This is a genomic window from Roseivirga sp. 4D4, from assembly GCF_001747095.1.
Taxonomy (GTDB): domain Bacteria; phylum Bacteroidota; class Bacteroidia; order Cytophagales; family Cyclobacteriaceae; genus Roseivirga.
Genome location: NZ_MDGP01000001.1, coordinates 243,137 through 257,947, shown reverse-complemented (window position 1 = coordinate 257,947; position 14,811 = coordinate 243,137). Strand labels below are relative to the sequence as shown.

Annotated in this window: 12 protein-coding genes; 6 read left to right on the top strand and 6 right to left on the bottom strand. The window is 42.0% G+C overall.

Annotation, left to right across the window (positions count from 1 at the left end; all coding sequences use genetic code 11):
* The first annotated feature begins 160 nt into the window (after positions 1–160).
* The 6 genes from BFP97_RS01070 (at position 161) to ggt (ending at position 9,213) form a co-directional block, all read left to right on the top strand.
* Positions 161–499 carry a PadR family transcriptional regulator gene (locus tag BFP97_RS01070; RefSeq protein WP_069840642.1) on the top strand — a complete coding sequence of 113 codons (339 nt, stop codon included), beginning with the start codon at positions 161–163 and terminating at the stop codon, positions 497–499.
* 19 nt (positions 500–518) lie between these two features.
* Positions 519–3,191 carry an ABC transporter permease gene (locus tag BFP97_RS01065; protein ID WP_255399294.1) on the top strand — a complete coding sequence of 891 codons (2,673 nt, stop codon included), beginning with the start codon at positions 519–521 and terminating at the stop codon, positions 3,189–3,191.
* Positions 3,184–5,775 carry an ABC transporter permease gene (locus BFP97_RS01060; RefSeq protein ID WP_083262358.1) on the top strand — a complete coding sequence of 864 codons (2,592 nt, stop codon included), beginning with the start codon at positions 3,184–3,186 and terminating at the stop codon, positions 5,773–5,775. Before BFP97_RS01065 ends, BFP97_RS01060 begins: the two co-directional genes overlap by 8 nt.
* 82 nt (positions 5,776–5,857) lie before the next feature.
* Positions 5,858–6,640 carry a nuclear transport factor 2 family protein gene (locus BFP97_RS01055; protein WP_069840641.1) on the top strand — a complete coding sequence of 261 codons (783 nt, stop codon included), beginning with the start codon at positions 5,858–5,860 and terminating at the stop codon, positions 6,638–6,640.
* 117 nt (positions 6,641–6,757) lie between these two features.
* Complete coding sequence (locus tag BFP97_RS01050; protein WP_069840640.1) at positions 6,758–7,447, top strand: hypothetical protein; 690 nt, start codon at positions 6,758–6,760, stop codon at positions 7,445–7,447.
* A 131-nt stretch (positions 7,448–7,578) separates the two neighbouring features.
* A complete protein-coding gene (ggt, locus tag BFP97_RS01045) occupies positions 7,579–9,213 on the top strand; it encodes a gamma-glutamyltransferase (RefSeq protein ID WP_069840639.1) in 1,635 nt (544 codons plus the stop codon).
* A 5-nt stretch (positions 9,214–9,218) separates the two neighbouring features.
* Here ggt and BFP97_RS01040 read toward each other — a convergent pair whose 3' ends face one another.
* The 6 genes from BFP97_RS01040 to BFP97_RS01015 form a co-directional block, all read right to left on the bottom strand.
* Complete coding sequence (locus tag BFP97_RS01040; RefSeq protein WP_069840638.1) at positions 9,219–9,914, bottom strand: hypothetical protein; 696 nt, start codon at positions 9,912–9,914, stop codon at positions 9,219–9,221.
* A gap of 11 nt (positions 9,915–9,925) precedes the next feature.
* Positions 9,926–11,425 carry a S10 family peptidase gene (locus tag BFP97_RS01035; protein ID WP_069840637.1) on the bottom strand — a complete coding sequence of 500 codons (1,500 nt, stop codon included), beginning with the start codon at positions 11,423–11,425 and terminating at the stop codon, positions 9,926–9,928.
* 119 nt (positions 11,426–11,544) lie between these two features.
* Positions 11,545–11,946: a VOC family protein gene (locus tag BFP97_RS01030; RefSeq protein ID WP_069840636.1), complete on the bottom strand. Its 402-nt coding sequence runs from the start codon at positions 11,944–11,946 to the stop codon at positions 11,545–11,547.
* A 1-nt stretch (position 11,947) separates the two neighbouring features.
* Entirely contained in the window at positions 11,948–12,424 is a 477-nt protein-coding gene (locus BFP97_RS01025; RefSeq protein WP_069840635.1) for a nuclear transport factor 2 family protein, read from the bottom strand.
* 10 nt (positions 12,425–12,434) lie between these two features.
* Entirely contained in the window at positions 12,435–13,304 is an 870-nt protein-coding gene (locus BFP97_RS01020) for a helix-turn-helix domain-containing protein (RefSeq protein ID WP_170827375.1), read from the bottom strand.
* Positions 13,305–13,470: 166 nt separating this feature from the next.
* The gene (locus BFP97_RS01015) at positions 13,471–14,721 is read right to left on the bottom strand and encodes a S41 family peptidase (RefSeq protein WP_069840633.1); all 1,251 of its coding nucleotides are present in this window, start codon (positions 14,719–14,721) and stop codon (positions 13,471–13,473) included.
* Positions 14,722–14,811 lie beyond the last annotated feature (90 nt).

Here is a 14,811-nt window from a genome sequence, read left to right as displayed (position 1 = left end):
GAAACCAAGTGTATAGCAGGAAAAATTAGTCAAGCTATCGATTGCAATACGCTGATTATCTACGATTTAAAAATATATTTACTACAATTAAGGTAAATATGCAACCAATTTCTCTCAGGCGAGTCTATATAATTACTACTTTTAAGGTAAATATAGAATCATGGGTAAAAATCACTTAGGAGAATTCGAAGAAATCGTCATGCTCACCGTTGCCATACTGCATGGCGAAGCTTACGGTGTTGCCATCATTGAAGAAATGGAAACGCGCCTTAACCGATCAGTCAGCATCGGCTCACTTCAGGTAGTGCTTAAGCGGCTCGAGGACAAGGGCTTTTTAAAGTCAGAACTCGGGGAAGCAACATCTGTTAGAGGTGGAAAGCGAAAGCGCTTTTTTACTGTCACCAATGTAGGTAAAGACATGCTTCGCACCTCAAAAGAACAGCGAATGCAACTATGGAATGCAGTTCCAGATGTGGCACTTGAATTCATAGGGCTTTAAAAATTAGCCAAAGAAGAAAATGACTCAATCTACTCCTTCACCCCCAAAATTGCTGCTCCGGTTTTTTCGATTGTATTGCAATCCACAGTTGGTGGAAGCCATTGAGGGTGATCTGGTAGAACGATTCGAAATAAGAGCTTTGAAGAAAGGTCAAAAGAAAGCAAAGCAATTATTTATTAAAGACGTGATCCAGCTCTTTAGACCTGGCATCATCAGACCCATAACAGGGGCTCAAAAACTAAACAAATTCGGTATGCTTAAAAACAACATGGTCATTGCCAAAAGGCAATTATTGAGACACAAAATGTACTCAACGATTAAAATCGGTGGCTTCGCCATCGGTATTGCAGTTTGTCTACTCATCACGCTGTTCATTAAAAATGAATTGAGTTATGACAAACATATTCCCGGTCACGAAAACTTATATCGTGTAGTGAACAACTATAACATGGAGGGCAACATCATTAGGTTTACTTGGTTCGCTCCTCCTTTCGCGCAAGCCATTCAAGATGACTTCCCAGAAGTAACACTGGCGGGTAGAACGAATGAAGGCAACAACTTTGGCGCTGGTAAAAACAATATTAGAATTGAAGGAGATATGCAAAATCACTATGAAGGTGATTTCATCTATGCAGATCAGCAAATTTTAGATCTCTTCCAGTTTAAAATGGTCTATGGTAATTTGGAAGAAGCCTTGGCGCAACCCAATACTTTGGTGATGACACGCAAGAAGGCGGAGAAACTCTTCCCTGGAGAAAACCCTGTTGGAAGAACGGTCTACATTAACGATAACACCGATCGACCTTATAAAATTGGTGGCGTTTTAGAAGATCTACCATCCACAGGATTCTTTCAATTCGATTTTCTTTGGACACTAACCGGTAGAGAGTTCTGGAATGGCGAGCAGGCCTCTTGGGAGTCTCAAAATTACCAAGTTTATGTACGCCTCAATCCTGGAACAGACATAGAAGCACTTAACCCTAGACTCTCTGAAATCGGGACCAAGTACATATTGCCTGTTGAAAAACGTAACGGTAACCCAAATGCTGAGGAAGAAATGAAGAACATGAGCTTCAGCCTTGAGCCAGTCACCGACATCTACTTAAAGAGTCAAGACATTAGTGATCCCTATCAAAAAAGTGACATTAAGTACATATGGATATTTGGCGTCATAGCCGCCTTTATTCTTGGACTAGCCTGTATAAACTTTATCAATCTTTCTACGGCTAAATCTGCCAATAGAGCTAAAGAAGTAGGTCTAAGAAAGACTATAGGCTCACAAAAGTCACATTTGATTACTCAATTCTTAACAGAATCAATCCTATACAGTCTGTTGTCATTTATTATAGCCATTGGAATTGCCAGTGTAGTATTGCCCTACTTCAATCAACTCGCGGGTAAAGCGCTCACATTACCGTGGTCCGAGCTATGGTTTATACCGACAATGTTTTTCTCTTCGGTACTAATTGGTGTTGTAGCGGGCCTCTACCCCGCCTTCTACCTCTCATCATTCAGGCCTGCAGCCGTGCTAAAAGGCAAATTGAGTATGGGCAGTAAAAGTTCAAAACTTCGAAATGCTTTGGTAGTATTTCAATTCACTGCCTCCATCGTATTGATCATTGGCACCTTTGTGGTCTACCAGCAGATGGAGTATATCTTAAATGCACAAACTGGCTTCAACAAAGAGCAAGTGATCCAATTGAGAAACACTCAGGTAATTGGAGACCAGCCGGACAACTTCAAAAATGAGCTGCTAAAAACTCCTGAGATATCAAGCGTCACGATCAGCGACTACCTACCTATCTCAGGAACTGCAAGAAACGGTAATATGTGGTGGAAAGATGGCCGAACAAAGGTTGACGCAGGATCGTCAGGTCAAAATTGGGAAATTGATTATGACTACCTCAAAACGCTTGGCATGAACCTGCTTCAAGGACGAAACTTTGATCGCGAAATGAGGACAGACACCTCAGCTATTATCATCAATGAAAAGATGGCTGAAGCCCTGGGAATTCAAGATAATCCGATAGGTGCAAAAATCACTAATCGGTCTAGTAACAGGGTTGTTTGGACAGTGATTGGCTTGGTGGAAGATTTCAATTTCGATTTACTCACGGCTCCTGTGAGGCCATTGGCTATGAGACTCGGAAACGCCCCCTCCACCACTTCCATCCTTGTCAATACGCAAGACATGGCTGCGACAATTGGAGACATACAGAAAGTATGGGAAGAGATGGCTCCAAACCAACCTTTCATCTATGAATTCATGGATCAGAATTTTGCTCAGATGTATGTTGGTGTGGAAAGGATAAGAAACATCCTTACATCCTTTGCGATGCTGGCGATTATTATAGCCTGCTTAGGACTCTTTGGACTATCCGTTTTTATGGTAGAACAGCGAAGCAAAGAAATCAGTGTTAGGCTGGTACTTGGAGCGAAAGTAACACAAGTTGTAAGTATGCTCAGCTTCAATTTTATGAAGCCGATATTCCTTGCCTTGATTCTTGCTACTCCGATCGCCTGGTATATGATGAATGAATGGTTGAACGACTTTGAATACAAAATCAGCATGAACATTCAACTCTTTGTTTTTGCTGGAATATCGGCCTTGCTGATCGCACTAATCACCATAAGCTTCCAGTCCTTGAAGGCTGCCTTTACTAGCCCAGTGCAGGGTTTACGTAATGAGTAATCCTTCGAAATATAGAAACCCTTCTCGTCTGGCATTGAGCTTCTTTCATTGGTTCTGTTCCAAAGATTTGACAGAAACCATTGAGGGAGACCTTCTTGAGAGGTTCAATGCCAGAGTTGGGGAACTAGGTTACCGAAAGGCCAATAGACACTTCATTAGAGACGTGCTAAGGTTGTTCAGGCCTGGTATCATAAGATCTGTCAAAATCAATCAAAAACTAAATACAGCAACAATGTTTAAACATAATATTCTACTGACATTCAGGAACTTCAGGCGCTACCCTAGCACTTTTCTGATTAACCTCATCGGATTGTCTACAGGCATTGCAAGCCTTTTGCTGATCTACCTTTGGGTAGACAATGAGATCAGTATGGATCGGTTTCACCCAAATGATGAACAACTTTATCAAGTCTACACAAATTTTAAAACACCCGATGGCTATCAGTCATGGCGAGGGGTTCCCGGCTTATTGCTAGAAGAAATTCAGTCTCAAATACCTCAGGTCTCTGATGCTGTGGCCGCCACAGATGTACACGACTACACCATTTCTGCGGACCAAACTGCCATACGTGCTAAAGGAAAATTTGCTAGTCAATCTTTCTTCAAACTCTTTAATTATCCTTTGATCACAGGAAATGGAGAAATGGCGTTAGGCGACAGGTCAAACATCTTGATCACCGAGTCTCTAGCCATGAAGCTCTTTGGTACCACCAATGCTATGGGCAAAACCCTGAAATGGGAATTCTGGGATCAAGGCAGAGAATTCACGGTCAGCGGTATTCTAAAAGATCTCCCAGCTAATTCATCCGAGCGATTCGACTTTTTATTGACTTGGAAATTTTACCATGATGATCTTATCAATTTTAAAAACTGGGGCAACTATTACGGTCGAATTATGGTCAGCCTAAATGAAGGTTTTAGCCCTGAATCTGTGGCTGAGACGGTGAATGAAATAGTCGACAAGAATCAAGAAAGAGACCAAGTGGACATCATGCTAGTACCCTATTCAGATCAGTATTTGCACGGCAAATTTGAGAATGGTGTGAGCATTGGCGGACGCATTGAATACGTTGAAATCTTCTCCATTGTGGGCACTTTTATACTGCTCATCGCCAGTATCAACTTTATCAATCTATCCACAGCCCGTGTATCTCACCGCGCGAAAGAGACAGGTATTAAAAAATCCTTGGGAGCTTCAAGAGGTTCATTGATTACCCAGTTCTTAACCGAATCAACAGTCCTCAGTGCTTTGTCACTTGTGTTAGGCCTTGGGGTGGTTTACTTGTTTCTGCCCCAATTCAACTTTATTACAGACAAACAGCTCATATTGACTTTAAGCCCAAAAATACTCTACGCATGTTTGTCGATAATTGCAGGAATAGGTCTTTTAGCTGGTGCCTACCCAGCATTCTATTTATCAAGATTTGAGGCAATAAAAGTATTGAAAGGCAAATTCTTGAATTCTGGTAAGGGCCTTGGTCGTAAATCCTTGGTGGTCCTTCAATTTACCCTTTCTACGGTGTTGATAGTGGCCGTTATGATCCTAAATAACCAGATGGATTTTGTACGTAAATCGAATCTCGGCTATGACAGAGACAATCTGGTTTATTTTGAGCGAGAGGGCAAACTATTAACCGATGGCGATCCATTTGTCCAAGAGATTAGAAATATCCCAGGGGTAGTCAATGCTGTAGAATCTGGCTTCATGGTTGGTGGCGGCAATGCAACGGGAGGTGTGGACTGGGAAGGAAAACCGGATGGGTTAAGGGTTCAATTTTGGGAAATCAAAGCAGGTGAAGGCATGCTTGATCTTATGGGGATCGAACTTACATCGGGTCGAGACTTCTCATCAGAGTTTGCAACAGACTCTACAGCGGTAATCTTTAACGAAGCCGCAATTAAGGCCATGGGAATGGAAGACCCGATCGGTAAGACCATCCGTCATTATACAGGAAACAAAAGGATCATTGGAGTAGTAAAAGATTTCAATTTTGCTTCGTTACACAGCCAGGTGGAGCCCACCATTTTTAGGTTCGAACCGGAAGAAACACACTTTATAATGGCCAAATTAGAGAATGGCAATGAGAGTGAAACACTGGACAGGATATCCAAATCCTATCAAGACTTTAACCCTGGATTTCCATTCAACCCGATATTCTTAGACCAAGACTATCAGGCACTCTATGCATCAGAAGAGCGCGTAAGTGATCTCTCCAAGTACTTCGCAGGCCTGGCCATTATTATTTCCTGCTTAGGTCTATTCGGTTTGACCACCTTTATGACTGAAAGGCGAATTAAAGAAATAGGCATTCGGAAAGTGCTTGGATCAAGTGTCTGGAATATTGTTTACCTACTAACCAGTGATTTCTCCAAAATGGTTTTGGTTGCGATTGTATTGGGGCTACCCATTAGCTATTACATTGGCTCCAGCTGGTTAGATAATTTTGCCTACAGCATTCAACTTAATTGGTGGTTTTTTGCATTGGCCGGATTATCAACCCTGATTGTAGCATGGGTGACAGTAGCCACTCAGACCCTAAGAACAGCCAAAATGAATCCAACACGAAGCCTGAGATCAGAGTAATATTATTTTTCTGCAACATTTTATTAACGACCGCTCTCTTATGCAAGCAAGAGGGCGGTCGCCTTTTTTTAACCCCTATAAAATGTTCAAAAACTCAAACACAATTAAGCACACAACTCAGTCATTCATTGCTCTCCTCCTATTGGTATCAACTGTAGCAAGAGGACAATCTATTTATGATCAACCCGAACAACTTAAAGAAGCGATCCTAGAAAACGATGATCAATTCTGGAAGGCTTATAACCAATGTAATGTTGACCAGATGGTCTCCTTTCTAACCGAGGACTTAGAGTTTTACCACGATAAAAATGGCCTGACAAAAGGCCTCGCAGACTTCAAAAAAGCATTAAGCGAAGGCCTTTGTGCCAATGGCCCTCAGCTTAGAAGACAAGTGAAAGAAGGTTCAGTAGAAGTATTTCCATTGAAAGGTATTGGAGCCATTATCAGTGGAGAACACTATTTTTATGTTGGTGATAGAGCCGATGCCTTAGCCAAGTTCACTCACATTTGGAACTTCGAAAATGGTGCTTGGAAAATGTCCAGAGTCTTGAGCTATGATCACCAACCCGTGCCATATGAAAACCAAAAAACAGCAATCTCACTGAGCGACAAATTACTTGCTAGTTATGCAGGGAACTATCTGGCGCCACAAACCGGCAAAGTCGTTTTTTCCAAACTAGAAGGAAAGCTACAAATGGCTGCAGGCCCCATGGAACTCATATTAATACCTGAAAAGGAGAACTTATTCTTCCATGAGCAAAGCAGCCTCACTTTCGAGTTTATCAGCAACGAAAATTCAGAAGTCACCAAAGTGATCATTAGAGAAAATGGCCAGATTGTAGAAGAAGCAAAAAGAAATAATTAAGACTATTTCGGCCCAATAACCAACCAGATCCAAAAAAGTGAATGAATAGTATCAGGTCAAGCGAATGAGCATATCCCTATATTGCTTAAATTAGATGTACACACAATACTTTGTAATATGCCAAAACGGAAAACGCCTGATAGCAGCTTTGCTCCTGCCCCAGCACCAAAATCAAAAAGAACGAGTAAACCGCCTTTTTTAACAGCAATAGCAGGACTTGATTTTATTAAACATCCTACCTATGAAGACTCTCGAATCACAGGAGCTGGCGGTAGAGAAGCCCAAGCCATACTTGGGCCTACCGGGTCATATTTAAGCGTAAGGAGTGACGCTAACCCTAAACTCCCTTCCGCAATCGTACCTGCGAGAAAAAAAATGCCGAAATGTTCTTTCAAAGCGGGGCATCTATTAAATGCTCAATTCGGAGGAGACGGCACGAAGCGATCTAACCTTACTATCCTATCGTCAAAGGGTAATGCTAATCACAAGGCATTTGATGAGCCCGTAAAAAAGGCGCTATTAAAACTTAAGGATGCATACAAGCTTCTTTGGGAAGACAACGTAGATGTAAAATCAGTCAAAATTGGAATTGACGTAAAAGTTGTAGTAAACATCGACCAGCCTTGGCCTGAGAATCCTAAAATCTTCAAAAGTTTGACCTGTGCTGCAAAATGCACACCATGGCAAGATCAAATGGGAAAACTGGGTAAGCATAAAAGCGCCTTTAAAAAACTAATGTCAGAAATTGACAAATTATGCAAAGGCGCTACCCAAAAAGGTGAAATTCTAAACCCCAAAGTAGGTTGAACATGAATAACTCCAAGCCAATATGTTTTCCATGCATACGAATTATATAGATCATTATGCATGCTTAATGGGAAGTCTAATCGCCATTATTATTCGATATATTTAGAGAGTGTCAACCGAATATTCTCATAATGCTTAAGAAATACACCCTGACGATTCTGATTTCTGCAATTGTACTATCATGCCAAGTACAGAAAGAAGAAGCCTTGATTGGCAGCGTTGCTTCCGCTCACCCTTTGGCTACCCAGGCCGGATTAGAAGTTTTAGAACAAGGTGGCAATGCCTTTGATGCGGCTATAGCTGTAGCTTCTACCCTTAACGTGGTAGAGCCCATGATGTCCGGCATTGGTGGCTATGGCACCATACTGGTTTATGACTCAGAATCAGATGCCGTCAGATTTCTGAATGCAAGTGGTAGATTCCCAATCAATACGAATACCGATTTGATGAGAGCCCCGACTCCTGACTTTATGGTCAACAGGACGGGACCCAAATCTATATCTACACCGGGTAACTTAAACGCTTGGACGGCCATACATGAAAGCTATGGGTCATTAGAATGGGATGATCTCTTTGACGCAGCAATCGACAGAGCAGAAAACGGATTCACTATTGGCGGAGCAACAGCCAGCCAAATCCAACGTGCATTTGATGACTTTTCGGAATATGCTCAAGGATTTTATGGCAAAGACGGTAAAGCCTTAAAGGAAGGAGAACGCTTAGTCCAGACAGATTTGGCCAATACTTTCAAACGTATTGCAAAGGAAGGTGCAGCACCCTTCTATCATGGGGACATTGCTGCAGCTATTGATAAGGAGATGCAGCGAGTAGGAAGCTTTCTATCGCTAGAAGACCTAAAGCAAAATCAGGCTGAATGGTGGGAGCCATATAAGTTCGAGTATAAAGGGTATGATGTTTACACGGCATCCTTGCCTGCCAACTCCTTCCCTGCCTTTGTGAATCTAGGAATGATGCAAGAGGTCGAGGAACAGAACTTAAGCCATAACTCAGCCGAATACCTTCACCTTTTCGCTGAAATGACAAAAGAGTCTTACAAGTCGAGGCTGGCCTACTCTTTCGACCCTGAAGTAAGGGAAGCTCCAATTGACAGCATTCTCTCTGAACCCGTGCTCAATGCCATGTCAAATGCAATCGACAGGAACAAAGCTTCAGAATTCGTTCTTCCTTTTAAACCAGAGAGCAGGAACACCACCCACTTTACCATCATAGACAAATGGGGGAATATTGTGAGTGCTACCCAAACTTTGGGCAACCTATTCGGAAGTCGAGTGATGGTGGAGGGTACTGGTGTTTGGCTAAATAACTCTATGGCTTACGCCACTTACGAGCCCAAGGGAAACCCAATGGATGCATTCCCAGGAAGACACAAACTATCAGGTGACTGTCCAATCATCATTATGAAGGATGGAACTCCATTTGCAGCGCTTGGAACACCAGGTGGACATACAATCACACAAAACGTACCTCAGATCATCTTTAATCTGATTGATTTTGATATGGGTATGCAGGAAGCTATTGATGCTCCTAAGCTGGTGTTTGCTGAACCTGACAGAATAATCGTTGACCCTGGTCTTTCAGAAGATGTGATCAATGCATTAAAAGCAAAAGGTCATAACGTGATGACAAGAACCATAGGCAATGCCACGGGAATTAAGATTCTTCGTGACGGCCAGGGTAAGACTAATGGCTTTGATACAGGGATCGATAACCGCGGTAAAGGAAGGTCAGCCGTTATCGATAGATGATTCGATTAGTCCTCCTTTAGTTCATTATCAATCTGCCTTGTCAAGTTGGCAATACTTTCTTGCGCCTGCTGGTATGAGGCCATTAGGAAGTTCCTCCAGCTGTCAATTTCCCTGAAAATCATCATGATTTCAGTATCTGGCTCCCTACCGTAGGCCCTCGTAAATATGACGCTCCCACCCTCAACCTTCATATGGTTCTTGAAATGCCGACTCAGTATTGTAAAGTAATTTTGATGGAACTGAGCTGGTGTGTATTGCTCTTCTAACTTCTCAAGAATCTCGTATTCAAAGTCATATAGCCGAACAATATCATTTCTAAGCTCTTCATTCGTGATAATCTCAAGCCCCTTGGACTTCAGAGTTTCATAAGCTGTGGTATTGGTAATCGAAAGATAGTCTCTATGCAATCGCTCAAAAAATTGGCCCAGAGAGTCTAAATCTACCGGTTGACCGTTACAATACCTCTGAAAGAGATTCACAGCCACAAGCCCCAGGTTATGTCCGTTAATATTATTCTGAATATCTGAAAGGTCAGTTCCCAACTCAACTTTCAATTCAGCCAAAATCTTCTGTTCAGTAATTCTATCCTTTCTAACATCATTCCAATGACTAGCTAGGAAGGCAATAGTCACCCCTAGAAAAATTGAGAATATCTCTAGGATGAAATAGTATAAACCGGAATCTCGTTTCTTTCTACCCACAGTACTAAATTTTAATTAGACTCTATAAAAGCACGAATATCCTTCGCCAATTGTTTGAATGCTGGCCTATGGTTATACATCATATGACCTCCTTCATAATAGGTAAACTGGACCCGATCCATGGGTATGGCATTTCTAGAGAATGTTATTTCTGCATCGAAAAAGGGTGTAATCAGATCGTAGTAACCTGATGCTACCAGTACTTTCATTTTGTCATTTCTACGCATGGCGTTGGCCAATCTTCTGGAGGTCTTCACATACATTGGCTCGCCTCCGCTTCCCCAATCCCAAGGGCTAACCCTTCCACTGGTTAAGTATGGATCATCCATTTTTATCTTGAGGTCATTCCTGAAATAATGGTTCAAAGCAGCTGTATAAGCAGCAGAGACTTTATAGCCTGAAGGGTCTCCCAACTCTGGCGAATCAGCAGTATCATCCGGATCATCACCAAAGTATCGACCATCCAGCGTTCCAATGGCCAAACCTTGATCTCTTAATAACTCTTTCTTGAACCTGGCCATTAAAACCCGATTGTTCGCACGCTTTACAAACTCAATATCCAAACCAGTAAAGTAGGCCACTTTCTCAGAAATAGCTTCTTTTTCCGCCTGAGACATAAAATCACCCTTATACAATGCAGATACATAATCACCATAAGCAAAGTCTCTCGCCTCTTGTGCAAAAGCTTCAATGGTCTTGTCTTGACCCGCCTTTTTGTGATACCATGCCGTGGTAGCCATGCTCGGAAAATAGGTAATGTATGACCGAATGTTATCATTGATGGAAGTTGATCCTTGATAGTCGAGCGCCTGAGAAATCAGAATTAAACCATTCAAAGCCAGGTTCTGTCCACCACCTTCCAGCGCCTGAGCAACCGCGGCAGCTCTGGTAGTTCCATAACTTTCCCCTGCTATGTATTTTGGAGACATCCATCGGTTATTCTCGGTGACCCATTGCCTGATAAACTTGGCGATAGACTGTGCATCCTGATTCAGTCCCCAATACTCTTTGCCTTCGCCTTTGCCAATCAATTTGCTATAACCAGTGCCTATTGGGTCTATAAAAACCAAGTCTGTGATATCCAGAAGGGCATCCTCGTTGACTGCTAAGTTATAAGGTGCTCCACCATCATCTTCCTTAGCATCGCTATCTACACGAATCACCTTCGGCCCGAAAAAGCCCATGTGCAACCACATTGAAGCTGAACCAGGACCACCATTGAAAACAAAGGTCACCGGTCGACTTGCGGGATCCATCTTCTTATCTAAATCGGACTTTGTATAGGCTACTGACCACATTGAACCAGTTGGCTCTCCCTTGGCATTTTTCAGATGCATTTCGCTTCCCAAAACGTCATACCTTATCTTCTTTCCGCCAAACTCACCATTGTGATGGGTGAGAAATCGTTTTGGTGTTGGAATTGGTTTTGCCTTCGAGTCTTCCTGACCTTTGAGCACAACAGAGATTCCTATAAGGAATAGGACATAAATGAGGCTTTTAATTGATTTCATGCTGATGTTGGATCGATAGTTCAAAGTTGAATTTAGGGAATTTCAACAATGCACATTGACCGTTCAGCAAGAAATAGCCTACAAGTATTTTTGGAGATGCTTCTAAAAATGATCCTCCATTAAGACGTTTTCATTGCCTCCCTGATGTGGTCTTGATACTGCATTGCGCAGACAATATTGCCTTCGGTATCTTTGAACTTCACAATCCATCCCACATGAGGTATTTCGGTTTTTGACATGAGCATTTCTCCCCCTGCATCAACTACAAGCCGAGTTATTTCATCGACACTATCCACCGAAATACTGCATTCAAAACCTATAATCTTCTCGTTGGTCAATTGGTACTTTCGGTCTTGTAGGGCACCTATCAGTTGACCATCACCATCTGAGTTGGAGTTAATCTGAGCAAAGTCGTTTGGACCGTAGTGATTGAAGCCCCAATTGAAGACTTTATGGTAGAACTTCTTTGCCCGATCTATATCTTCTGTGAAGATGGCGAAGTGACTTAGTTTATAATCCATATCAACCTCTCTCTTTTTTAGTTGAACTGTGACCTATTAAAAAACGCCAAACCCCTGCTTCCTTTTGCATAAGTATAGTCATGGCTCCATTGATGTCGAAGCCTCCTCCTGATGACATTACCATAGCTTGCTCATATTCGGCATAGCATAAGGCGGTTGTTTCACTGGTCACTTCTACACGAGTCTTCAGCACATTCATATTGCTAGAGGAAAGCATACCGACCAGCCCATTTAATGAAGCTGCAAGTGCTTCTTTATTGGCGTACTGAATCTTACCATCCTCCACCCAATAGAATCTCTCGTCATTAGAATAGAAGTCCAATAGTGCTTCTCCGTCCAACTTATTCATACCAGTAACAAAGGCATTGAAGCGTTGTTGGATCTCGTTTGCCAAAGCATCTTTATCAAAATATGATGGAGCCTTTGACGCACAGGACGTGATGGCTATCATCAACACCATTAACAGTTTCACTTTCATATATCGCATATTATATCTGAATTACTTTCCTTACTGATTTATCTTCCCAACCAGCTCTTATCTCGGTCTTAAGGGAATGTAAACTGCCTTTCGTGCAGGCAACTATTTTAAGATCCTTACCAAAGGCTTCCACTTTGCTCGGAGCGATCCCTAATACATTCTTATATGATCTGGTCATATGAGCTCCATCCCAGAAACCGGCATCAATCGCACTCTGAGATACTTGTTTCCCTTGCAATACCATGTTTAATGAGTCAACCACACGCATCCATTGGATAAAATTTTGGATCGGCTGCCCTACTTCTTTCTTAAACAAAAACCTGAACCGGCTTTCGGAAAGGCAAACGTGATCTGCTATCTCGCTCACTCTGAATGATCTGCTGGCGTTTTGAGTAATGTATTCCAGAGCTTTAGACACCCTGCCATCTAACTGACGTTTTGGGTCAGGGCCTAAGAGTTGATCGAGTATGGTTCGGCAGGCATTTAAAAGGCTATCACAGTCGCTGTTGAGCAATAGTTTTTTGAAAAAATCATTACTCAAATCCCTAAGGAGCTTTCCTGGTAATGGACAAATCCTCTTATCACTAAGGTATTTATGATCCAATGACTTCGCATAGCTACTTTCCGCATCCAAATAAATAAACAACTGTATGCTGTCATTGCTATCTAGTTGGTGAACGTGATCTGCCGCAATTAATGCTGCACTGTGAGCCATCCAGTCAGAATCAGAATCCTTCAAGAGGAAGCTTTTTTCCATATCGAAAACTAGCTGCAATGTATTATGAGAATGTGGGTCGGTATGGAAAGAAGTACCCCAAAACATACTTATGCCATTCCAGACATAGAGTGCCGAAGTACTGCCTTCATTTCCTTTTTTCATTTCCAGTGAATAAGACATCAAGGTACAAGATTCCGAAATATCCTATTTGTATGAAATGACTGTCTTTAAATGAAGAAAGCCATTCCGATAAGTCAGAATGGCTTCTTGTTGGATCGACACATTAGTCAAACACATCTCACCAGAATTCTGGTTAACAAACTTTTCATTATTGTTGATCTTGAGTTTTAATGATATTGATGGTTTGCTCAATCCAATCAGAATCAGAACTAAGTTCGATCATAGGCTGAACACCTACTTCCTCATACTTTAGGAAATGATTGAATTTCATGTCTGTTGGCACAAAGTAAAATTGACCTGAAGGTGATTCATATGTAGTGCCATAGTTGATCCCATAGGCAATCGCTCCATATGTGGTTTGACCTAGGTGAACAGTAGATTTGATGTTTCTCAAACGAACAGTAGTCTGCTCCGCATTACTACTAGAAGCAAAGTTGGTGAGCACATAAACCTTTACGCCTGATTTTCTTATCGCCTTAACGATCGGCACAGATATCTTACTTGCTCCTCCTCCATTATTCCTCAAATCAACAATGAGGTTAGAGGCGGTTAATTCTTTCTGTATCTGCTCGACAATAGCATCTCGTTTCTTTGCATTGCCAAACCTTGAGAAGCTATCGAACCACACATACTGGATATCATTTTCAAGAGTTATTAACTGATAAGCCTCTCGGGCTTCTCTATCCACATGAATAAAGTTATCAGATAAGCATTCCTTGGTCACATTGCGCATAAGAATGCCATTGGAGACCAAGTGATCGTTATAAAAAAGCAGGTTCTTATGCACCTGTCCATAGGCAACAATATCATAGCGATTGGGCTTGTCGGTTGCCTTCATGTACAAATAGATCTGGCCCGGTTCCCAGACCCCGAGTTTAGACTCGAGCATTACACCCATTAGGCTGTCGGAATTGGCTATTCGATAAACACCGACCTTCATTGAACTACCGATGTTATAGATGCCCTCCACATCAGTGAGTGACTTCTGGCCCAAGTCTTCAACCAACTTTTCCAAGTCGAGGTCAACTTTTGGAAAATCCTTAAAATCTCTCGTTTCTCTATAGGCTAAAACGAAGGCTGAGTCAAGGGTATCTTCATAAGTATAATCGGGACCCACCTCATAGACTCCGGCATGCTTGTCCTTAACCAAACTTAAGAGCTGATTCATCTGAACATAGCATTCCGCCTTGTTCATATCTGTAGAAACATTGCTTGACAATTTTTGGTAGGTAACCTCAAATTCCTCAATCTTTTGGCCTTTAATTTGAGACTTAAAGGATGCCATGGTTTGCATCTGCTCATAGACAAATTCAAGCTCGGCTTTACAGTCGCAGTTAGACTGTGCGGAAAGGGAAATACTAAGTGTAATGAATGCGAATAATGTGATTAACTTTTTCATTTCTGTTTGTTTTTGTCCCGAAGCTTCGGGGGACTGATGACCCAAACGTACAAACAGAGATCGCCCTTTAAACCTATTTATAGGGCCTTG